Genomic DNA, 21755 nt, shown 5'->3' with positions numbered 1-21755 from the left:
CGCCTTCGGAAAGGAGGCCCGGGTGCTCGACTGGATCGCCGGAAACGCGAAGGTGCTGGAACTTGGGGTGGCGCTCGTCACCCTGTTCGTCTGGGTCGGCTATCTGCACATCTTCCTGATGAGCTTCCTGCGACAGCGCACGCCCGTGGTCCTGATCACCACCGGGGCCTCGCACGACGAGCAGGCGCGCTGCCTGATCACCAACATGAGTTCCGAACCGATCTACCTGCTCGACGTGATCGCGGACGTGCGGGCGGGAGACGAACGCTACAGCGCTCTCGTCACCGAGCGCGACGAACTGAGCTTCGGCGACGTGACCCGCCCGGTCGAGCGCACCAACCTGGGCCCGCTGCAAGGCGGGGCCTTTCTGGACATCGGCAGCATCGCGGAGGTGCTGCACCGGGTAGAGCGGCGGAGCGGGCTGAAGGATGCGCTGGCCCGCGCGGAAGAGCTGACGCTCACTGCCGCCTTCGCCTCGGGCCGGGCGAGCAGGATCGTGGCAGCGTGCCGCGCGTACCGGGTGAACCGAACCGCGGACGGCAGCCTAAGCTTCGTCGCGGACCGGCTGATGGCCAGGCAGTTGCGCCACGGGCTGGGGCGCTGGCGCGTGATGCAGCGGCTCAAGGCGCAGCTGAGCGAAGACTTGGGGCGTGGCGTCCGGCCTGCCAGGCTCGACATTTCATGAAAGGGAGGGCCCATGCCTCGCCAGACCCGCACGATCCTCTGCCCCGTCAACCTGCGCCACCTGAAGCTGGAGCAGAACGCCTACGAAGAAGCCTTCGAGATGGCCACGCGCCGGAATGCCGAGCTGATCGTGGCGACGATCGCACCCGAGATGGAGCGCAACCTCAACATCCGCGACGCGGAAGCCTACTGGCAGGAGGAGCTGAAGAAATTCGTGCGCGCCAATCCGCCGGGCCCGGTGAAACCGCGGCTGATCGTGCGCAAGGGCGCGGTGCACCGCGCGATCGTGAAGCTGGCGATCGAGGAAAAGGTTGACCTGATCGTGATGGAGGCCGCGAACCCCAGGATCCAGGACTATCTTCTGGGCACCACGGCCAGCCACGTCGCCGCGCACGCCCCCTGCTCGGTCTATCTGGTGCGGACGCCCTGAGCGACCCGGCCCGCCGCCGGATGGACAGGGGTCGCCCCCGTTGCTACCCCCCGGGCAGGAGATCTGCATGGCCGGCCACCATCATCACCACATCGACCCGCAGGCGGGCGACACCCGCGTGGCGCTGGCCGTCGGCGCCAATCTGGCGCTGACGCTGGCGCAGATCGTGGCGGGCGTGGCGGCCGGATCGCTCGCCCTGATCGCGGACGCGATGCACAACCTTTCGGATGCGCTGGCGCTGGGCATCGCCTTTGCCGCGCGGCGGATCGGGCGCCGGCCGGCGGATGCAACCATGACCTTCGGCTATGGCCGGGCCGAGGTGGTGGCGGCGCTGATCAACTACACGACGCTTATCGTGATCGCGGTCTGGCTGCTTTCGGAAGGGGTCATGCGGCTCGTCACGCCGGAGCCGGTGGCGGGCTGGATCGTGGTGATCGTGGCGGGCATCGCGCTGGTGGTGGACGTGGCGACAGTGGCGCTGACATGGGCGATGGCGAGGTCGAGCGTGAACATCCGCGCCGCCTTCCTGCACAACCTGTCCGATGCCATGGCCTCGGTCGGCGTGATCGTCGCGGGCAGCCTGATCCTGCTCTACGGCTGGCACTGGCTGGACGCGGTCGTGACGCTGGCCATCGCGGGCTATATCCTGTGGCAGTCGCTGGCGGGCCTGGCGCCCGTCGCGCGCATCCTGATGCTGGCGAGCCCCGAAGGCGTGGATACGGCCGAGGTGCTGGACGCCATGCGCAGCGCACCCGGCGTGAGCGGCGTGCATCACCTGCACCTCTGGCGGATGGACGAGCACGAGGCCGCGCTCGAGGCGCATGTCGTCCTGTCGGGCGAGGTGCCCGCCGAGGAGGTGCGCCTCGCCCTGCGCGACCTGCTCAGGGAGCGTTTCGGCCTCAAGCACACCACCCTGCAGATCGAAAGCGCCGAGAGCGCCTGCCCCGAGGCCCGCGCGATCGGGCATCCGACCTGACGGCGGGAGTCGGAAGCGTTCGACCCAGGGCCGCAGCGTCAGCTCGTCGGGCCAGGCCGAGCGGTCCTGCCGAATGAGCCCGAGAGAGGCGCGCGCGATCGCGTCGGGGTCCAGCACCGAATCGGGCGCGTCAGACGGCTCGGTCCGGCCCGGATTGCGGATGCCGCCGTCGACGCCTCCCCTCGCCGGCGCCAAGCGGTTTGCAAACCGCTTGGAAGGCGTTGTTCAAACGCCTTCCGCCTCAGCCCTCCGGCAGTTCCTCGGCCGGTATCACCGGGAAGAACGCACCGCCCGACCACAGGCCGAACCAGCGGCGGCCCTCCACCTCCTCGCGGCTGCCGCGCTCGACCAGCCGGTAGAAGCTCTTGCGGTCGATCAGCGCCTCAAGCCGGTCGCGCACCAGCACGTAAGGCGCGGGCTCGCCCGTCCCGGCATCGCGCTCCACCCGGATCGGATGCTCGGGTCCCGCCGCCGCGTGATCGCCCACGTTGGTCGTGAAGGTCAGCAGCTGGTCGCGGCCCTGCCCTTCGGCCTCGAAGTCCACGGCGACGAAGGGGGCGTCGTCGACGGTGATTCCCACCTTCTCGACCGGCGTGACCAGGAAATACTCGTCACCGTCCTTCCGCAGGATCGAGGCGAAGAGCTTCACCAGTTCCGGCCGGCCGATCGGCGTGCCAAGGTAGAACCATGTCCCGTCGCGGGCGATTCGGATGTCCAGATCGCCGCAGAACGGCGGAGTCCACGCGTGGACGGGCGGCAAGCCCCTGCCCTTTTTGGCGGCGCGGGCGGCCTCGGCGATGCTTTCGGCGGACGGGGTCACGGGATTTTGTGCGCTCATGCTTTTTGCCTTCCTTCCGTCACGCGATAACTGTTGGACTCGATATATGATGCAAGGAGGGCCTGTCATGGCCGAGGATGCCGATCTGGTGGGCGAGATCGAGGCGCTGGAAGCGAAGCTGGCGCAGGCGCGCGGCTCGATCACCCGGCGCTTCATCGGTCAGGAAAAGGTCGTGGACCTGACGCTCTCGGCGCTGCTGTGCGGCGGGCACGCCCTGCTGATCGGCCTGCCGGGTCTGGGCAAGACGCGACTGGTCGAGACGCTGTCGACCGTCATGGGCCTTGACGGCAACCGCATCCAGTTCACGCCGGACCTGATGCCGGCCGACATTCTCGGCTCCGAGGTGCTGGAGACCGGCGCCGACGGCAGCCGCGCCTTCAAGTTCATCGCAGGCCCCATCTTCTGCCAGCTTCTGATGGCCGACGAGATCAACCGCGCCAGCCCGCGCACCCAGTCCGCGCTGCTGCAGGCGATGCAGGAAAAGCAGGTGACCGTGGCGGGCGAGGACCGGCCGCTCGATGCGCCCTTCCACGTGCTCGCCACCCAGAACCCGATCGAGCAGGAGGGCACCTATCCCCTGCCCGAGGCACAGCTCGACCGCTTCCTGGTGCAGATCGACGTGGAATACCCCGACCGGGACACCGAGCGCGAGATCCTGCTGGCCACGACCGGCGCCGGGGAGGAGGAGGCGCATCAGGTCTTCAGCGCCGCCGAGCTGATCGCCGCGCAGACGCTGCTGCGCCGGATGCCGGTGGGCGAGGCTGTGGTCGAGGTCATCCTCGACCTCGTGCGCACCTTCCGCCCCGGCGACGAGACGGCCAGCGACCGGATCCGCGAAAGCGTGGCCTGGGGGCCCGGCCCGCGGGCCGCGCAGGCACTGATGCTGACCGTGCGGGCCCGCGCGCTGCTGCAGGGGCGGCTCGCGCCCTCGGTCGAGGACGTCTTTGCCATGGCCGCACCCGTGCTCACCCACCGCATGGCGCTGCGCTTCGCGGCGCGCGCGCGGGGCGAAACCCTGTCCCAGATCATCGCCGAGACCTGCGAGGGCATGGCCCGTCCCGAGGCGGCTGCGTGAGCGACCCCCTCGCCCTTCGCGCCCGTGCCGAGGCAGAGGCCGGCACCCTCCCGCCCCTGCTGGCGCGGGCAGACCACCTGGCCGGCGCGGTGCTGCTGGGCAGCCACGGGCGGCGGCGCGCCGGCATGGGCGACGATTTCTGGCAGTACCGCCCGATGATGGCGGGCGACACGGCGCGCATGGTGGACTGGCGCCGCTCGGCCCGGTCCGACGCGCAATTCGTGCGCGAGCGCGAATGGCAGATCGCGCAGTCCGTGATGATGTGGGTCGATCAGGCGGCTGCGATGCGCTTTTCCTCGTCGCCCGACCTTCCGGAAAAGGCGGATCGCGCGCGCCTGCTGGCGCTGGCCATGGCGATCCTTCTGGTGCGGGGCGGCGAGCGCGTGGGGCTCACGGGCGGCAGCCTGCCGCCCCGGCGCGGCCAGGTGCAGCTGGTGCGGCTGGCCGAGGCCTTTTCGCGCGATGAAATCGGGGACTATGGCGAGCCGGAGACGCGGGCGATGCTGCCGCAGTCCCGCGCGCTCTTCGTCTCGGACTTCCTGGGCGATCCGGGGCCGGCCGAGGCCGCGCTGGCCAAGGCCGCGGATCGCGGCGTGCGCGGCGTGATGCTTCAGGTGCTGGACCCGGCGGAAGAGGCCTTTCCCTTTCGCGGGCGCACCATCTTCGAGAGCGTGGGCCGCAGCCTCAGCCACGAGACGCTGAAGGCCGACGATCTGCGTGACCGCTACCTGGAACGGCTGGCGGAGCGCAAGGCGCGGCTTTCGGCGCTCTGTGAAACGACCGGGTGGCGCTATCATGTCCACCACACGGGCGACTCGGCGCAGGCCGCGCTGCTCTGGCTCTGGCAGGCGATGGACGGGGGCCTCGAATGACCCTTTTCGGGACGATCGGATTCACCGCGCCCTGGCTTCTGGCCGCGCTGGCGGCGCTGCCGATCCTGTGGCTGCTGCTGCGGGCGATCCCGCCCGCGCCGCTGCGCCGGCGGTTTCCCGGCGTCGCGCTGCTGCTGGGGCTGAGCGACGACGAACAGGTGAGCGACCGCACGCCGTGGTGGCTGTTGCTGCTGCGGATGCTGGCCGTGGCGGCGGTGATCATCGGGCTTGCCGGGCCGGTGCTGAACCCCGAAAACGACGCGCAGGCAGGGCGCGGCCCGCTGCTGATCCTGTCGGACGGATCCTGGGGCGGCGCGGCGGACTGGCGCGCGAAGGAAGAGGCGCTGGAGGGCATTCTGGCCGAGGCTGGACGCGCCGGGCGCACCGTGGCACTGGCGCGGCTGACGACCCCCGAGGCGCCGGTGTTTCAGGCCGCCGACGCCTGGCGCGGGCGGCTGTCGGAACTCGCGCCGCAGCCCTGGACACCGGATGCCGGGGACACGGAGGCTTTCGTCGAGGAACTGGGCGATGAGGCGTTCGATACGTTCTGGTTGTCCGACGGGCTGGCGCGCGAGAGCCGCGCGACGCTGCTCGATGCGCTGGAGGATCGCGGCACCGTCCGCGTGATGCAGTCGCCGGGCGCGGTGCTGGCGCTGGACCCGCCGGCGTTCGAGGACGGGGAGATCACGCTGACCGCGCGGCGCAGTGCAGGCGACGCGCCGCGCGAGATCACCATCGCCGCGCATGGCCTCGATCCCGCGGGCGCGCCCCGCATCCTTGCCCGTGCGACGACGGAATTCGCGGCAGGCGGCACCACCGCGCAAACCGCGCTGTCGCTGCCGGCAGAGCTGCGCGCGCGGCTGACCCGCTTCGAGATCGAGGGCGCGCGCAGCGCGGGCGCCGTGGCGCTGCCCGACGATTCGCTGCGCCGCCGCGAGGTCGCGCTGATCGCCGGGCGCGACGACCGCGAGGGGCTGGAGCTGCTGTCGCCGCTGCATTACCTCGAGAACGCGCTGGAACCCACCGCGGACCTGCTCGACGGGGCGCTGACCGACGTTCTGCCCGCGAACCCGGACGTGATCGTGCTGGCCGACGTGGCGACCCTGTCGGCGGCCGAGGAAGAGGGCCTGGTCGAATGGGTGGAGAACGGCGGCCTGCTGCTGCGCTTCGCCGGTCCCCGGCTGGCGGCGAGCGAGGTCAGCCGCGCGGAAGAGGACATCCTGATGCCGGTCCGCCTGCGCGCCGGCGGCCGGACCGTAGGCGGCGCGATGAGCTGGGGGGAACCCAAGCAGCTTGCCCCTTTCGCGGAGGACAGCCCGTTCGTCGGCCTCGACGTGCCCGAGGACGTGACGGTCTCGGCCCAGGTCATGGCGCAGCCCGATCCGGGCCTGTCGGAGCGGGTGATCGCCGAACTGACCGACGGCACACCGCTGGTCACGCGCAAGGAGATGGGCCAGGGGCAGGTGGTGCTGGTTCATGTCTCTGCCAATGCCGAGTGGTCCAGCCTGCCCCTGTCGGGGCTCTTCGTGCAGATGCTGGAGCGGCTGGCGGTGTCGTCCGCCGTGGCCCAGCCGGAGCCGGAGGACCTCGAGGGCACCGTGTGGCAGCCCGTGGAACTGCTCGACGGCTTCGGCCGGCTGGGCGATGCCGGCACGCTGCCGGGCGTGCCGGGGCCCGAGCTTGTCTCGGCCCCGCTTGGCCCCGACCTTCGCCCGGGTTTCTACGAGAGCGAGGAGCGCACGCTGGCGCGTAACGCGGTGACGGCGGAGACCGACCTCGCCCCCGCCGTCTGGCCCGACCGCATCGCCGTCGAGGGGCTGGAACGCACGCAGGAGACACCGCTTTCCGGCGCCTTCCTGCTCGCCGCGCTGGCGCTGCTGCTGGCCGACGTGATCGCCTCGCTCGCGCTGTCGGGCCGGCTGGCCGGGCGCACGGGCGGCGCAACTGCGGCGCTGCTGCTTGCCGCACTCATGGCCGCGCCGCAGCCCGCCGCCGCGCAGCAGGACGAGGACGACTTCGCGCTCGCCGCCACGCAGGACGTGGCGCTGGCCCATGTCGTGACCGGCAACGACGAGATCGACGACATGGCGCAGGCTGGGCTCAGGGGCCTGAGCGAAACGCTGATCTTCCGCACCTCGGTCGAGCCTGCGGAGCCCTTCGCCGTGGACCTCGAGACCGACGAGCTGGCCTTTTTCCCGATGCTCTACTGGCCGATCACCCCCGACCAGCCGATCCCGTCGGACGAAGCCTATGCAAAGCTCAACGACTACCTGCGCTCGGGCGGCATGATCCTGTTCGACACGCGCGATGCCGACGTGGCGCGCTATGGTGCCGCCTCGCCCAACGGGCGCAAGCTGCAGCAACTCGCGCGCCCGCTCGACATCCCGCCGCTGGAGCCGGTGCCAGAGGATCACGTGCTGACGCGGACATTCTACCTGCTCAAGGACTTCCCGGGCCGCCATGCCGGCCGCGACGTGTGGGTCGAGGCGGCGCCGGCCGATGCCGAGCAGATCGAGGGGATGCCCTTCCGCAATCTCAACGACAACGTGACGCCCGTGGTGATCGGCGGAAACGACTGGGCCGCCGCCTGGGCGATGGATGAGCGCGGCAATCCGCTCTCTCCGGTGGGCCGCGGCTACTCCGGCGAGCGGCAGCGCGAACTGGCCTATCGTTTCGGCGTGAACCTCGTGATGCATGTGCTGACCGGCAACTACAAGTCCGACCAGGTGCATGTGCCCGCCCTGCTCGACAGGCTGGGCCAATGACGGGAAACATCCTCTTCGACCCGATGGTGCCTCTGTGGCTGATCGCGGCGGGTGGTGCTGCCGTGCTGGTGGCCGTGATCCTTGCCGCCTGGCGCGGGCTGTCGGGCTGGGCGCTGCGCGGCCTTGCGGGCCTCGTGATCCTTGCCGCGCTGGCGCAGCCCAGCTGGCAACAGGAGGACCGCGCGCCGCTGTCGGACATCGTGCTGCTGGTGGAGGACCGCACCGCCTCGCAACGCCTTGCGGAGCGGGCCGCGACCACGGCAGAGGCCGCCGAGGCGCTGGCGCAGGAGATCGCATCGCGCCCCGGCACCGAGGTGCGGCGCGTGACCGTGCCCGATGGCGAGGGCGACGAGGGCACGCTGCTGATGACCGCCGTGTCCGAGGCGCTGGCGCGCGAGCCGCGGGCCCGGGTCGCCGGCGTGATCCTGATGTCCGACGGCCGGCTGCACGATCTGGAGCGCCTGCCGGACCTGCCGGCGCCCATGCACCTGCTGCTCACCGGGAAGGAGACCGACTGGGACCGCCGGCTGGTGGTCCGGAACGCGCCTGCCTTCGCCATCCTCGACGAGGAGATCGAACTGACGATCCGGATCGAGGACGAGGGCGCAGCGCCAGAGGGCGCGCGCACCGCGCCGCTCGACATCTCGGTGGACGGGGCGGAACCCGAGCGGTTCGAGATCGACATCGGGCGTGACGTGCGTCTGCCCGTCACCCTGCCGCACGCGGGGCGCAACGTGATCCGCTTCTCGGTGCCCGAGGCCGAGGGGGAACTGACCGACCGCAACAATTCGGCGCTGGTGCAGATCAACGGCGTACGCGACCGGCTGCGCGTGCTGCTGGTCTCCGGCGAGCCGCACGCCGGCACGCGAACCTGGCGCAACCTGCTGAAATCCGACAGCTCGGTCGACCTGGTGCATTTCACCATCCTGCGCCCGCCCGACAAGCAGGACGGCGTGCCGGTCTCGGAACTGTCGCTCATCGCCTTCCCGACGCGGGAGCTGTTCCTCGAGAAGGTGGACGATTTCGACCTGATCATCTTCGACCGCTACAAGCGCCGCGGCATCCTGCCGTCGATCTACCTGGACAACGTGGCGGAATACGTGCGCGGCGGGGGGGCGGTGCTGGTCGCGGCGGGCCCGGATTTCGCCAGCGCCGACAGCCTCTATCGCTCGCCGCTCTCCACGGTGATCCCGGCCGCCCCCACCGCGCGGGTGGTCGATGCGCCCTATCGCCCGGAGGTGACCGAACTGGGCCAGCGCCACCCTGTGGCCGCGGACCTGCCCGACGCGGGCGACTGGGGCCGCTGGATGCGCCAGATCGAGGTGACGCCGGAGCGTGGGCATGTCGTGATGCAGGGCCCCGACGAGCGGCCGCTCCTCGTGCTCGACCGGGTCGAGGAGGGGCGGATCGCGCTTTTGGCGTCCGATCACGCCTGGCTCTGGAACCGGGGCTACGAAGGCGGCGGTCCGCAGCTTGAACTGCTGCGCCGCCTTGCCCACTGGATGATGAAGGAGCCGGAGCTGGAGGAGGAGTCGCTGACCGCCGAGGCCACCGGGCAGCGGATGCGGATCCTCCGGCGCACGCTGTCGGAAGAGGTGGGCGCGGTCACGGTCACCACGCCATCGGGCGAAGAGGTCACGCTGCCGATGCAGGAGATCGCGCCCGGCCGGTACGAGGCGCTCTACGACGGGCCGGAGATCGGCCTCTACCGTCTGGAGCAGGGCGAACAGGAGGCGGTGATCGGCCTTGGCCCCGCCGCCCCGCGCGAGTTCGTGCAGACCATCGCCAGCGGCGCGGCGCTTGAACCCGCGATCGGGGCGGTGCGCGGCGGCATCCTGCGGCTGGAAGAGGGGCTGCCCACCGTCCGCAACGTGCGCGAGGGACGACCGGCCGCCGGGCGCGGCTGGATCGGCATCACGCCGCGCGAGGCCTATCGCACGTTGAGCGTGCGGCAGGCGCCGCTCTTGCCTGCCTGGGCGGTGCTGCTGCTGGCCTCCGCCCTGATCCTCGGCGCCTGGCTGCGCGAGGGGCGACGATAGCGGCGCGCTCCTCCGCCCTTGCGGGCGTCCTCGCTGAATGTCCGCGCCGCGACAAGCGAGGCGCGCCCGCAAGGGCCGACGAGCGCTCCGCTTTGGATCGGCGCCGAGCGGGGCGCCGGTGGGGCACGACAGGTCGGCGATCGCATGGGGCATTGGCCGGAAGCCTTTCGCAGTTATGACCCGGCGCGAGTCCGCGAAAGCTTGTCAGAGGGCCATCGCGCCCCTACTCCTTTCGGGAGAGGAGGATGCATCCATGGACATGCCCATCCCCGATCCCGCGACGCTCGCACGCAAGGACGAGCTTGTCGCCCGACTGCGCGAGATCCTGCCGGAACGCGCCGTGATCCACGACGCGGCCGAGACGCGCGCCTACGAATGCGACGCGCTGACCGCCTACCGCTGCCCGCCGCTGGCCGTCGTGCTGCCGGGCTCGACCGAGGAGGTGAGCGCGGTGCTGGCGCTCTGTCATCGCATGGGCGTGCCGGTGGTGCCGCGCGGCTCGGGCACCAGCCTTGCCGGCGGTGCTTTGCCCACCGCCGACTGCGTGCTGCTGGGCGTCTCGCGGATGACCGACGTTCTGGAAGTCAGCTACGCCGACCGCGTCATCCGGGTGCAGAGCGGGCGGACCAACCTCTCCGTCACCGGCGCGGTAGAAGAGGACGGCTTCTTCTACGCGCCCGACCCGTCGAGCCAGCTGGCCTGCGCGATCGCGGGCAACATCGCGATGAACTCGGGCGGCGCGCACTGCCTGAAATACGGGGTGACGACGAACAACCTGCTGGGCGCGACCGTGGTGCTGATGGATGGCACGGTGATCGAGCTGGGCGGGGCGCACATGGATGCCGGCGGGCTCGACCTTCTGGGCCTGTTCTGCGGCTCCGAAGGGCAGCTGGGCGTGGTGACCGAGGCCACGCTGCGCATCCTGCCCAAGCCAGAGGGCGCGCGCCCGGTGCTTATGGGCTTCGACTCCTCGGAGGTCGCGGGCGCCTGCGTCAGCGACATCATCCGCGCGGGCGTGCTGCCCGTGGCGATCGAGTTCATGGACCGCCCCTGCATCGAGGCGACCGAGGCCTTCGCCCATGCGGGCTATCCCGACTGCGAGGCGCTGCTGATCGTCGAGGTCGAAGGCGCGGAGGCCGAGATCGACCACCAGCTGGGCCTCATCAAGCAGATCGCGCGCCGCCACGATCCGGTCGACTTGCGCGAGGCCGCCGACGAGGACGAGGCCGCCCGCATCTGGAAGGGCCGCAAGTCCGCCTTCGGCGCGATGGGCCAGATGGGCGACTACATCTGCCTGGACGGGACGATCCCCGTGTCGGAACTGCCGCGCGTGCTGGGCCGGATTGCCGACCTGTCGGACGACTTCGGCCTGCGCGTCGCCAACGTCTTTCACGCGGGCGACGGCAACATGCATCCGCTGATCCTGTTCGACGCCAACAAGCCCGGCGACCTGGAAACCGCCGAGGCGCTGGGCGCCGAGATCCTGAAGCTCTGCGTCGAGGCGGGCGGCTGCCTGACCGGCGAGCATGGGGTGGGGGTGGAAAAGCGCGACCTGATGGGGCATCAGTTCCAGCCCGCCGACCTGGAGGCGCAGATGCGGGTCAAGGACGTCTTCGACCCGGCCTGGCTGCTCAATCCTGCCAAGGTCTTTCCGCTGGAGGTCTCGGCCGGCCGGCGCGCTGCGCAGATTGCCGCCCAATGACGCGTGCCCGTCGCGGCAAAGTGAGCGCGGGGGTGATGCGCCCGGACATGGGAACGCCTAGATTGCCGGCATGACGATGACGCGCACCCTTATCGCGGCGGCCTTCGCGCTGACCGCAGCCGGCCCGGCGGCAGCGGACAAGCTGTCGCTTCCGGAGATTTCGGCCTATCTGAACCAGCTTCGCACGGTCGAGGGCGAATTCACCCAGATCAACGCCGACGACACGATCCAGACCGGCACGATCTACATCAGCCGACCCGGAAAGGTGCGTTTCGAATACGACCCGCCGGAAGAGACGCTGGTGCTGGCCTCGGGCGGTGCGGTGGCGATCTTCGATCCCAAGGGCAACGCGGGGCCGGAGACCTATCCGCTGGACCGCACGCCGCTGAAGATCATCCTTGCGGAGAACGTGGACCTGACGCGCGAGCGCATGGTGACCGGACATGCGCTTGACGGCAACTCGACCGTGGTGACAGCGCAGGATCCCGAGCACCCGGAATACGGTGACATCCAGCTTGTCTTCACCGGCCCGCCCATCGAATTGCGGCAATGGCGGGTGAACGACGATCAGGGCAATTCGACCACCGTTGTGCTGGGCGATGTGAGCGTGGGCGGGCGGCTGCCCGACAGCCTGTTCAACATCCAGATCAACACCCAGCGCGAGGGCGGCCGCTGAACGCGCCTCAGCGGCGGCAGGTGGCGAGCTGCGCCTGGTAGAGGCGCGATCGGTCGTCCACCTGGTCGGCCACGCGCAGAAGCCAGGACTTCGCGTTGTAGCTGCCGCGCGCAAACCCGGCGTGACCCTCGTGATAGGCCAGATACTGGTTGCGCGCGTCCGACAGGGGAATGCCGTTCCGCTCGCGCGACAATGTCATGTACCAGCCCATGAAATCGGTGGCGTCGCGGATGTCATCCCGTCGCGCGCGCCGCTTGCCCGTGGCTTTCTGATACTCTTCCCAGGTCCCGTCCAGCGCCTGAGAATAACCGAAGGCAGAGCTTTGGCGCCCCATCGGCAGGACGCCCAGAACGTAGCGGAAGGGTGTCCGCGCGTCGCCGATGAACTTGCTTTCCTGGTGCATCGCCGCCATCTGGACGTGCACCGGCACGCCCCAGCGCCGCTCGGCGGCGCGGAAGGCACGGTAATAATGCGGCCGCTCGCCGGCGATCGCGCAGGCATCGTCAAGGTTTCGCGGCGCCGAGTAGTTTCCACCGCCGCCGCAGGACCCGACGAAGAGCGCCGCCAGGAGCGCGATCAGGAGTCTGCTCATCTGCCTCTCGTTCGGCTCGAACGTGTCTTGTGTTTCCCGATCGTGATGCCGGAAATTTCCGATCATTGTAGCGCATCGAGGCTCCGGTGGGAATTCACGTTTTTCCGCGCGCCGGAACCGGTGCGCACGACTGTCGGTTCGGTCTTCACACAGTGTTTCCCGTGCCGTCCGGCTGCACGCATGGACATCGCCCCGTGTGCGGCGCTAGAAGGGTCACTGGGGCAAAAGAGATGCAAATGACTCGTGCGAAATACTCTCTGGGACAGGTGGTGCGGCATCGCAAGCACCCGTTCCGCGGCGTGATCTTCGACGTCGATCCGCAGTTCAGCAACACCGAGGAGTGGTATCAGGCCATCCCCGAGGACAGCCGCCCGGCGAAGGAACAGCCGTTCTATCACCTTCTGGCGGAGAACGAGCAAAGCTTCTACGTCGCCTATGTCTCGGAACAGAACCTGATCGCCGACTACTCCGGCGAGCCGGTGGATCATCCCGACATCCCCGAGTTCTTCGGCCCGTTCGAGGACGGGCATTACCCTCTGTACGTGCAGCTCAACTGAGTCGCGACGGGTCTCAGTAGCCCAGCGCGCAACCGTCCTTGCGCGGATCTGACGCCCCCTCCAGCACACCGTCGTTCCGGATCAGGATCGCCTGACCGCCGCCCACCGGGCGCTCGGGCGTCACGACAGTATGGCCCAGCGCGGCCAGCGCCTGGCGCGAGGCGTCGGGATATCCCCGCTCCAGCTTCAGAACGCCGCCGTCCGCGAAGGCGCGCGGTGCATCTATGGCGGCCTGCGGGTCCATGCCGTAGTCGGCCAGGTTCGAGAGCACCCGCGCATGGCCCGTGGGCTGATAGGCGCCGCCCATCACCCCGAAGGGCATGGTCACGCGCCCGCCCTCGCGCAGCATCGCCGGGATGATGGTGTGAAGCGGGCGCTTGCGGGCACCGTATTCGTTGGGATGGCCCGGCGTCAGGGTGAACCCCGCGCCTCGGTTGTGCAGCAGGATGCCGAACCTGTCGGAGGCGATGCCCGACCCGAAGCCGTGGAAGATCGAGTAGATCAGCGAGACGGCGCTGCGGTCACGGTCCACCACCGTGATGTAGACCGTGTCGCGATGGATCGCCTCGGCCAGCGGGGCGGGATCGGGCAGCACTGCGTCGGGCCGAATCAGCGCGGCAAGCCGGCGCGCGGTCTCCGGGTCGGTCAGCCGCTCGGCCTGCGCCGCTTCAGGATCACCGATGAAACGGTTGCGCGCATCCTCGGCCAGCTTCCAGGCCTCGGCTTCAAGATGCGCGCGCTCGGGCCCCAGCGGGTCGAGCGCGGCAAGGTCGAATTCGGCCAGGATCTGCGCCAGAAGGATCGCGGCCGCGCCCTGCCCGTTCGGCGGATGCTCGATCAGTTCGCGGCCGCGGTAGTCGCCCGCGATGGGCTGCGCCCCCGTGGCCTCGACCGCGGCGAAATCCTCTGCGGTATGCACGCCGCCGCGCGCGGTCAGCGCGGCCAGCATGTCCTCGGCCACCGCGCCCTCGTAGAAGGCGCGGGCGCCGTCGCGGGCGACACCGCGCAGAACCTCGGCCTGTCCGGGCGCGCGGAAAAGCGTGCCCGGCGCCGGTGCCCGGCCGTCGAAAAGGTAGTGCCGTCGCGCCGCGCCGCTCAGACGGTCGGCATCGGTCGCCCAGTCGAAGGCCACCCGCGGCGCGACCGGCACGCCGCGCTCCGCCGCCTCGATCGCGGGCGCGAGCAGCGCGTCGATCCCCAGCCGCCCCTCGGTGTCGGCCAGCCGGCAGAAGGCGTCGATGGCGCCCGGAAGCGTGACGGCCTCTGCCCCGTCCACCGGAACGGCGGAAAGGCCCCGGTCGCGCAGTGCCTGCGGGTCTGCGCCCGCCGGCGCCCGGCCCGATCCGTTGAGCGCACGCACCTCGTCGCCGGCACCGCGGGTCCAGAGCACGAAGGCATCGCCGCCGATGCCTGTCATCTGCGGCTCGCACAGGCCCAGCATCACGGCACCGGCGATGGCGGCATCCATCGCGGTGCCGCCACGGCGCAGGATGTCGATGGCGGTGAGCGCGGCCAGCGGATGCGAGGTGGCGCACATCCCCTCGGTGGCCAGGACGGGCGAACGCCCCGGAATCTGGAAATCGCGCATCGCATCCTCCCCTGGGTCACCCTTTCGTAGTCCGGACAACGGGGGGGCGCAATCGGTCGGATGAGCCTGGGAAAGACCTCGGTGCCGCGCACTGGGTGGGGGCTATCAACGACGCGACACCGAGGGAAGCCTATGCAGCTACAGGTTCGTGTATGCCCCTGCAATCTGGCCGGCCTTGGGACTCAATTGGGCGATTTCGGGGCGGCGCCGGCAGCCGGGATGCCGCGCCCCTCGCCCGAAAGGCAGAGGAAGCACATCGCGAGTTCGTTCCGCCCGAGCCGGCGGCGGTAGCGCAGCCCCGAGCTCAGCGCCCGCACAAGCCCCCAGCCGAAGCCCCCCTCTGGCAGGTCGCCCAGCGGGACGGACAGATCGCGCAGGGCGCCCGCCGGCAGGCACAGGCCGGGCATCGGACGCCCGTCGTCGCTGATGCAGACGGCCAGGGCGTGCATCAGGCCACATGCGGAAATGCGAATTGCCCCGCGCGTGTCAGAGGGTGCGGCGTGCTCAACGATGTTGTTGAGAACCTCCGCGAGCGCGATTTCGACGGAATCCAGCATCCCCGCCTCGCAGCTGGCCAGATGCGATGCGACAGCCGCGCGCACGGCCTCGAGCGCCGGGCGGATCTCGGACTGCCGCCCGCGGCAGGAGAGGGCGATCAGCGGCTCGTGGCGCAGGCGGGGCATGGGTTTGGCGACACCTCCCTGACGCGCCAGATGTCACCCGGCGCGGGTCTCGAGCGCATCCTCGACACGATCGTGAATGGCGAAGATGCTGTCGATCCGGGTCAGGCGGAACACCTTGTCCACGGCGGGGGTCAGTCCGGCCAGTTCCAGCCGCCGCCCTTCCATGTGCTTCATCGAGGCCACAACGGCACCAAGCCCGCTCGAATCGATGAAGCCGACACGGCTGAGGTCCAGCACGATTCGTTCAGGTTCGCCGGCGTTCTGTTCGCGCATGAGGTCCTTGAACCGGATCGCGACGGCGGCGTCGATCCTGTCCTCCAGCACGGTGACGATGCGGATATCCCCGCTGTCGCGGCCTTCAAGCTTCATGTCGGCTTTCCTTGCTGCGTCCTTGCTCACGCAGGCACTCTGGACCTCAATCCTTACGATCCGGTATGCATGCGCAGGACCGATAGGAGGGCCCGGGATGGCCGAAGTCGTGATCGCGGGCGCGGCCCGCACCCCGATGGGCGGGTTGCAGGGGGCGCTCGCCGGCGTGCCCGCGGCGGAGCTTGGCGGCACGGCGATCGCCGCCGCGCTTCACCAGGCCGGTCGCCCCACGGTGGACGAGGTGGTGATGGGCTGCGTGCTGCCCGCGGGCCAGGGCCAGGCGCCTGCGCGGCAGGCCGGCTTTGCCGCCGGGCTGGGCGAGGAGGTGCCGGCCACCACGCTCAACAAGATGTGCGGATCCGGCATGAAGGCCGCGATGGTCGCCCACGATGTGATCGCTCTGGGTCAGGCGCAGGTGATCGTCGCGGGCGGCATGGAGAGCATGTCGCGCGCGCCCTACCTTTTGCCCGCGATGCGCGGCGGCGCGCGGATCGGGCACCAGGCGGCGGTGGATCACATGTTCCTCGACGGGCTGGAGGACGCCTACGACAAGGGGCGCCTGATGGGCACCTTCGCCGAGGATTGCGCTCAACACTACCAGTTCACGCGCGAGGCGCAGGACGACTACGCGCTGGACTCGCTCGAAGGGGCGCTGAAAGCGCAGGAAAGCGGCGCCTTCGCGCGCGAGATCACGCCGGTGACGGTCAGGGGCCGCAGGGGCGAGACGGTGGTCGAGGTCGACGAGCAGCCGGGCCAGGCGCGGCCCGACAAGATCCCGCAGCTGAAGCCCGCGTTCCGTGAGGGCGGCACGGTCACGGCGGCCAACGCCTCGTCGATCTCGGACGGCGCGGCGGCGCTGGTGCTGGCCGAGCGCGGGCACGCGGAGGCCGCCGGCGTCACGCCGCGCGCCCGCATCCTCGGCCACGCGAGCCATGCACAGGCCCCGGGCTGGTTCACCACGGCACCGGTGCCCGCTGCGCAGAAACTGCTGCAGCGCCTCGGCTGGCGCGTGGGCGACGTGGACCTGTGGGAAGTGAACGAGGCCTTCGCGGTCGTGCCCATGGCCTTCATGCGCGAGATGGGGCTGCCGCGCGACATCGTGAACGTGAACGGCGGGGCCTGCGCGCTGGGGCATCCGATCGGCGCTTCGGGGGCGCGCATCGTGGTGACCCTGCTCAACGCGCTCGAGGTGCGAGGGCTGAAGCGCGGGGTCGCCGCGATCTGCATCGGCGGCGGCGAGGGGACGGCGATCGCGATCGAACGGATGTGAGGAAAGCGGCGATTTTTCGATCGAAAAATCGCCTCGGTGTCTCGGAGGCTGCCGAAAATTCTTCGGACGAAGAATTTTCTCCGCCGGTCAGGCGGCCTTTGCCATCTCGACGACCCGGCGAAACGCCGGGCGCGCCCGCATGCGTTCCAGGTAGTCGGCAAAGCGCGGCTCCTCCGCCGGGAACCCCGCCGCTCTGGCCCAGCCGCCGCAATGCGCAAGCAGGAGATCCGGCACGGTGGGCTCCGCGCCGGCGAGGTAGTCGCCGGACAGGTCGTCCATGAGCGAGGCGATGCTGTGCGCGTATTCCCATTTCAGGCTGTCCTTGACCTGCGGCACGCGCCGCTCCTCGGGCAGGACGAAGCTGTGCCGCGCGGCGGTCCAGAGCGCATTCTCGATCTCGTCGAGGATGCGGAAGGTCATCGCGTCCTGGCGCGCGCGCGGCAGGGTGCCGGCGGGATGGGTGAGGCGCCCGTGCTTGTCGGCGAGATAGGTCATGATCGCGGTCGAATCGCTCAGCACCGCGTCGGCTTCCAGCAGCAGGGGGATCTTGCCGGAGACGTTGAGCGCCCGCACCGCGTCGGAGCGCGGCGGCTCGGGGCGCAGCTCATAGGGCTCCTCCAGTTCCTCGAGCATCCAGATCACGCGGAAGGCGCGGCTCTTGAGGTTGCCGATCACGGTGTACATGGCGTCTCCTCCCCTACGGTCGCGCCGATGCAACGGCAGGCGTGGGCGAATGTCCAGCGCCCTGGCGCCGGGCGCCGAGGCTGGCGAGGCGCAGCAGCGTGCGTTCCATAACCGCCATCTGCGGCGCGGTCTGGTTCGCCGAGCGCAGCGCGCGGTCGGTTTCCGCCAGAAGTTCCAGCGCGGCCTGCAATCGCTCCGCCCCCCAGCCGCGCGCCTGCTTCTCCATCCGGTCGCGCCGCGGCCCCCAAACCGGCGGACGGAGGCGGGCAATCCCCTGCCCCGGCCCGCCGGGATCCGAGGCCGCACGGTAGAGCGCGCGGAAATGTCGCCCGGCAGCGATCGACAGGCGCACGGGCGTGACGCCCTGCGCGGAAAGGCGCTGGATCAGCGGGCCGATCGCGCCCGCCCGGCCCTCTGCCGCGGCGTCGATCACCGCATCGGCCTCCGCCTCGGTCGAAACAGGCGCCAGGCGCGCGACATCGGCGGCGTCGAGCGGCGCGGAATCGTCCAGCTTGTAGAGCGCGAGTTTTTCAAGCGTCTGGCGGAAATCGCCGGGCTCCAGCGTGCGGCCAAGGGCAAAAAGCGCGTCTAGTGCCTCGCCTTCGGCGCCGGAGAGACCGGCGCGCACCAGCTCGGCCTGAATTTCGTCCCGCCCCGGCGGATCGTCGTAGATCGCGGCGGCACGCGCGCTGCGGTGCCCCTCGAACAGCTTGCGCAGTTTCGAGGCGGGCTTGAGCGCGCCCGCCGTGACCACGATCTGCGCATCGCCCGGCTTCCAGTCCCCAAGGGCGGAGGCGATGGCGTCGGCCTGCGCGTCGCCTGCGTCCTCCACCAGCGCGACACGCGGGCCGGGGAAGAAGCCCTGCGCCTTGACCGCGTCGAGCAGGGCCGCGGGGTCGCGGCGCAGGTCGGCGCCCGCAAGTCGGCTCAGACGCATCTCGGCCTCACCCTCGGGTCCGACGATCGCCAGGACCGCCTGCTGCCGGCGGTGCGCCACCCGCATCGGGTCGCCGCCGAAGAGCAGCAGACCCGCGGCCCCGGGGTCGGGGCGGGCGCAGTAGCGGGCAACCTCGCGCGCGGAGAGCTTCATGCGGCCCGAAGCCCCGGCGCTGCGAGCAGCAGTCGGTCGACGATCCTGTCGGCCAGGATGGTCGCGAGCCGCGCCTCGGCATCGCGCTCGGCCGCCCGCGTGGCGAGGGTGGAGCCGGTGGAGGAATAGCCCGTGAAACCCTCGACACGCCCCTGCGCCAGCGCGGGGGCCTCCGGGCCGGCCTCTGCGGGCAGAAGCCGCCAGGCGCTTTGGCCCAGGTACTGGTAACGGGTCGTGAGCCCGTCGGCGGTTGTCCCGAGCGAGTCGCGCGTGATCTCGAGCGGTGCTTCCAGCCGGTAGCGTGGCGCCGAGGCCGGGCCAAGGCGCTCTTCCAGCCGCCGGACGAAAAGGTAGTCCGCCCGCGTCCGCGGCACCGGCATGGCCACCTGCCCCGCGAGTGCGCGGGCCGCACCGCCCGGGCCATGGACCGGCGCGAAGCCGCAGCCCGCCAGCAGCCCGGCGGCGCCGAGGATCAGCAGGCGGCGGCGGTCAGAGCACCACATTCACGATCCGGCCGGGCACGACGATCACCTTTTTCGGCACGCCTCCCTCAAGGGCGCGCACCACAGGGTCGCTTTCGAGCGCGGCCTTTTCAACCTCTTCCTTGCTCAGGTCGCGCGGCACGGTGATCTCGCCCCGGCGCTTGCCGTTGATCTGGATGGGGAGGGTCACCTGCTCCTCGACCAGCATGGCCTCGTCCACGACAGGCCATGGGGCGTCGAGGATCAACCCCTCCTGGCCCAGAAGGGACCAGAGTTCCTCGGACAGATGCGGCGTCATCGGCGACATGAGTTGCGCGAGTGCGGCGGCGGCCTGACGCTTCGCCGCACCACCGGCCTGCGATTTCTGCAGCGTGGTGGTGAAGGCGTAGAGCCGCGCGATGGCGGCGTTGAAGCCGAAGCTTTCCACGCCGCCGGTGACCTCGTGGATGGTCTTGTGCATCTCGCGCAGCAGCGCCTCGTCGGCCGCTTGCGCGCCCGCCTCGGCCGGCATCTCCGCGATCTCGGCGACGATGCGGTGCACGCGGGCCAGGTGACGGTTGGCGGCCTCGGCGCCGGCGGCGGTCCATTCCACGTCGCGCTCCGGCGGGCTGTCGGAAAGGACGAACCAGCGCACGGTGTCGGCGCCATACTGCCGGATGATCGTGTCCGGATCGACGACGTTCTTCTTGGACTTGGACATCTTGGCGGAGGGGACGACCTCCACCGCCTCGCCGGTGGCCGTCAGGACGTGCTGGCCGTCGCGGCTCTCGACGTCTTCGGGGAAGTGGTAGACCGGCCGCCCCTGCGCGTCCGTGGTCTGGTAGATCGCGTGAGTCACCATGCCTTGCGTGAAGAGCGCATCGAAGGGCTCCTTCGACTTCTCGGGCAGGTGGCCGCAGATGTGCATCGCGCGGGCGAAGAACCGCGAATAGAGCAGATGCAGGATCGCGTGCTCGATGCCGCCGATATACTGATCGACGTTCATCCAGTAAGCGGCTTCCTCGGGGTCCGTCGGCGTATCGGCGTGGGGCGCCGTGAAGCGCGCGTAATACCATGAGCTGTCCACGAAGGTGTCCATGGTGTCGGTTTCGCGCCGGGCGGGCTTGCCGCAGGCGGGGCAGGTGGTCTGCGTCCAGCTCGGGTGCCGGTCGAGCGGGTTGCCGGGTACCGAGAAGTCGATCGGCGCGCCGTCCTCGTCGTAGGGCAGCAGGACGGGCAGGTTTTCCTTCTTTTCCGGCACCACGCCGCAGTCGTCGCAGTGCACCACCGGGATCGGGCAGCCCCAGTAGCGCTGCCGCGAGAGGCCCCAGTCGCGCAGGCGGTACTTGGTCACGCCCTGCCCCACCCCGTTCGCCTCGCAGAAGTCGATGGCGGCCTCCACCGCCTCTTCCCCCGTCTGCTCGGTCTCGCCCGCGAAGCCGCGGATGTAGATGACACGCTCGGACTTGGGCGGCACGAAGGCCGGCCCGCCGTCCTCGGCCAGCGGCTGGCCGTCGTCCTCGACCGGCGCGAAGGTGGAGATCACCGGCAGGTCGTACTTGCGCGCGAAATCGAGGTCGCGCTGGTCGTGCGCCGGACAGCCGAAGATCGCGCCGGTGCCGTAGTCCATCAGGATGAAGTTGGCGATCCAGACCGGCAGTTCCCAGCTGGTGTCGAAGGGATGGCGGGCGCGCAGCCCGGTGTCGTAGCCGCGCTTTTCTGCCGTCTCCAGCTCTTCCTCGGAGGTGCCCATGCGCCGGCACTCGGCGTTGAAGGCGGCGATGCCCTCGTCGTGCCGCTCCAGCGCCCTTGCCAGCGGATGGTCGGGCGAGACGGCGACGAAGCTCGCGCCAAGGAGCGTGTCGGGCCGGGTGGTGTAGACCTCGACCCGGTCGTGCCCCTCGATCCCGTCCACCAGCGAGAAGGCGAACTGCAGGCCGCGGCTCTTGCCGATCCAGTTGGCCTGCATGGTCTTCACCTTGGCGGGCCAGTCGTCGAGCGTGTCGAGCGCGTCGAGCAGTTCCTCGGAATAGTCCGAGATGCGGAAGAACCACTGCACCAGCTCGCGCCGCTCGACCGCCGCGCCCGAGCGCCAGCCCTTGCCGTCGATCACCTGCTCGTTGGCGAGCACGGTCATGTCCACCGGGTCCCAGTTCACGACCGCGGCCTTGCGGTAGACGAGGCCCTTTTCGAGGAAGTCGAGGAACAGCGCCTGCTGCTGGCCGTAATACTCGGGGTCGCAGGTGGCGAACTCCCGGCTCCAGTCTATCGAGAGGCCAAGCGGCTTCATCTGGTCGCGCATCTGCGCGATGTTGCCGTAGGTCCAGTCCTTCGGGTGGCCGCCCGACGCCATCGCCGCGTTCTCGGCCGGCATCCCGAAGGCGTCCCAGCCCATCGGGTGCAG

At 70.3% G+C, this 21755-nt stretch carries 20 protein-coding genes; 11 read left to right on the top strand and 9 right to left on the bottom strand.

Translation table 11 applies throughout. The features are described from left to right. Window positions 1-22: 22 nt before the first annotated feature. The 3 genes from ACLFOB_RS00100 to ACLFOB_RS00090 all read left to right on the top strand — a co-directional run bounded on the left by ACLFOB_RS00100 (window position 23) and on the right by ACLFOB_RS00090 (window position 2090). Window positions 23-685 carry a hypothetical protein gene (locus ACLFOB_RS00100; protein ID WP_410916280.1) on the top strand — a complete coding sequence of 221 codons (663 nt, stop codon included), beginning with the start codon at window positions 23-25 and terminating at the stop codon, window positions 683-685. Window positions 686-697: 12 nt separating this feature from the next. Beyond that, complete coding sequence (locus ACLFOB_RS00095) at window positions 698-1114, top strand: universal stress protein (protein ID WP_410916281.1); 417 nt, start codon at window positions 698-700, stop codon at window positions 1112-1114. A 67-nt stretch (window positions 1115-1181) separates the two neighbouring features. After that, entirely contained in the window at window positions 1182-2090 is a 909-nt protein-coding gene (locus ACLFOB_RS00090) for a cation diffusion facilitator family transporter (protein WP_410924214.1), read from the top strand. Between the two features lie 241 nt (window positions 2091-2331). Here the strand turns inward: ACLFOB_RS00090 and ACLFOB_RS00085 are convergent, their stop codons facing one another. Next, window positions 2332-2928, bottom strand: a complete 597-nt coding sequence (locus ACLFOB_RS00085) for a DUF1285 domain-containing protein (protein ID WP_410916283.1) — start codon at window positions 2926-2928, stop codon at window positions 2332-2334. Window positions 2929-2995: 67 nt separating this feature from the next. Between ACLFOB_RS00085 and ACLFOB_RS00080 the strand changes: the two genes are divergently transcribed. The 6 genes from ACLFOB_RS00080 (at window position 2996) to ACLFOB_RS00055 (ending at window position 12057) form a co-directional block, all read left to right on the top strand. Then, window positions 2996-4003, top strand: a complete 1008-nt coding sequence (locus ACLFOB_RS00080) for an AAA family ATPase (RefSeq protein ID WP_410924212.1) — start codon at window positions 2996-2998, stop codon at window positions 4001-4003. Continuing rightward, on the top strand, window positions 4000-4875 hold the full coding sequence (locus ACLFOB_RS00075; protein ID WP_410916142.1) for a DUF58 domain-containing protein: 876 nt from the start codon (window positions 4000-4002) through the stop codon (window positions 4873-4875). Before ACLFOB_RS00080 ends, ACLFOB_RS00075 begins: the two co-directional genes overlap by 4 nt. Next, on the top strand, window positions 4872-7640 hold the full coding sequence (locus tag ACLFOB_RS00070; protein WP_410924211.1) for a DUF4159 domain-containing protein: 2769 nt from the start codon (window positions 4872-4874) through the stop codon (window positions 7638-7640). The genes ACLFOB_RS00075 and ACLFOB_RS00070 overlap by 4 nt, the downstream gene beginning before the upstream one ends. Further along, a complete protein-coding gene (locus ACLFOB_RS00065; protein ID WP_410924210.1) occupies window positions 7637-9679 on the top strand; it encodes a hypothetical protein in 2043 nt (680 codons plus the stop codon). The genes ACLFOB_RS00070 and ACLFOB_RS00065 overlap by 4 nt, the downstream gene beginning before the upstream one ends. A 253-nt stretch (window positions 9680-9932) precedes the next feature. After that, on the top strand, window positions 9933-11381 hold the full coding sequence (locus ACLFOB_RS00060) for an FAD-linked oxidase C-terminal domain-containing protein (protein WP_410916145.1): 1449 nt from the start codon (window positions 9933-9935) through the stop codon (window positions 11379-11381). Window positions 11382-11451: 70 nt separating this feature from the next. Continuing rightward, window positions 11452-12057, top strand: coding sequence for a LolA family protein (locus ACLFOB_RS00055; RefSeq protein ID WP_410916146.1), 606 nt, complete (start codon window positions 11452-11454; stop codon window positions 12055-12057). A gap of 7 nt (window positions 12058-12064) precedes the next feature. On the opposite strand, the gene ACLFOB_RS00050 is transcribed toward ACLFOB_RS00055, so the two are convergent. Continuing rightward, window positions 12065-12649 carry a lytic transglycosylase gene (locus ACLFOB_RS00050; protein WP_410916147.1) on the bottom strand — a complete coding sequence of 195 codons (585 nt, stop codon included), beginning with the start codon at window positions 12647-12649 and terminating at the stop codon, window positions 12065-12067. 230 nt (window positions 12650-12879) lie between these two features. Here ACLFOB_RS00050 and hspQ point away from each other — a divergent pair, with 230 nt between their 5' ends. Continuing rightward, window positions 12880-13206 carry a heat shock protein HspQ gene (hspQ, locus tag ACLFOB_RS00045; protein WP_410916148.1) on the top strand — a complete coding sequence of 109 codons (327 nt, stop codon included), beginning with the start codon at window positions 12880-12882 and terminating at the stop codon, window positions 13204-13206. Between the two features lie 13 nt (window positions 13207-13219). On the opposite strand, the gene ACLFOB_RS00040 is transcribed toward hspQ, so the two are convergent. The 3 genes from ACLFOB_RS00040 to ACLFOB_RS00030 form a co-directional block, all read right to left on the bottom strand. Then, window positions 13220-14794: a gamma-glutamyltransferase family protein gene (locus ACLFOB_RS00040; RefSeq protein WP_410916149.1), complete on the bottom strand. Its 1575-nt coding sequence runs from the start codon at window positions 14792-14794 to the stop codon at window positions 13220-13222. A gap of 182 nt (window positions 14795-14976) precedes the next feature. Then, complete coding sequence (locus tag ACLFOB_RS00035; RefSeq protein WP_410916150.1) at window positions 14977-15477, bottom strand: ATP-binding protein; 501 nt, start codon at window positions 15475-15477, stop codon at window positions 14977-14979. Window positions 15478-15510: 33 nt separating this feature from the next. Then, a complete protein-coding gene (locus ACLFOB_RS00030) occupies window positions 15511-15846 on the bottom strand; it encodes an STAS domain-containing protein (RefSeq protein WP_410916151.1) in 336 nt (111 codons plus the stop codon). Window positions 15847-15943: 97 nt separating this feature from the next. On the opposite strand from ACLFOB_RS00030, the gene ACLFOB_RS00025 reads away from it, so the two are divergent. Further along, window positions 15944-17116 carry a thiolase family protein gene (locus ACLFOB_RS00025; RefSeq protein ID WP_410916152.1) on the top strand — a complete coding sequence of 391 codons (1173 nt, stop codon included), beginning with the start codon at window positions 15944-15946 and terminating at the stop codon, window positions 17114-17116. An 87-nt stretch (window positions 17117-17203) separates the two neighbouring features. Here the strand turns inward: ACLFOB_RS00025 and ACLFOB_RS00020 are convergent, their stop codons facing one another. From ACLFOB_RS00020 to leuS, 4 genes are all read right to left on the bottom strand, one after another. Further along, window positions 17204-17800, bottom strand: coding sequence for a glutathione S-transferase family protein (locus ACLFOB_RS00020; RefSeq protein ID WP_410924209.1), 597 nt, complete (start codon window positions 17798-17800; stop codon window positions 17204-17206). Between the two features lie 13 nt (window positions 17801-17813). Then, window positions 17814-18890 (bottom strand): DNA polymerase III subunit delta, encoded by a 1077-nt coding sequence (holA, locus tag ACLFOB_RS00015; RefSeq protein ID WP_410924208.1) that lies wholly within the window; start codon window positions 18888-18890, stop codon window positions 17814-17816. Then, window positions 18887-19393: an LPS assembly lipoprotein LptE gene (gene lptE / locus ACLFOB_RS00010; RefSeq protein WP_410916155.1), complete on the bottom strand. Its 507-nt coding sequence runs from the start codon at window positions 19391-19393 to the stop codon at window positions 18887-18889. The genes holA and lptE overlap by 4 nt, the downstream gene beginning before the upstream one ends. Next, window positions 19380-21755: leucine--tRNA ligase (gene leuS / locus ACLFOB_RS00005; RefSeq protein WP_410924206.1), on the bottom strand; the 2376-nt coding region annotated here is incomplete at its 5' end. The genes lptE and leuS, both read right to left, overlap by 14 nt.

Source organism: Rhodosalinus sp. (genome assembly GCF_046542825.1).
Classification (GTDB): Bacteria; Pseudomonadota; Alphaproteobacteria; order Rhodobacterales; family Rhodobacteraceae; genus Rhodosalinus.
The sequence above is the reverse complement of the archived record's forward strand: the minus strand, read 5'-3'. Positions and strand labels throughout refer to the sequence as shown.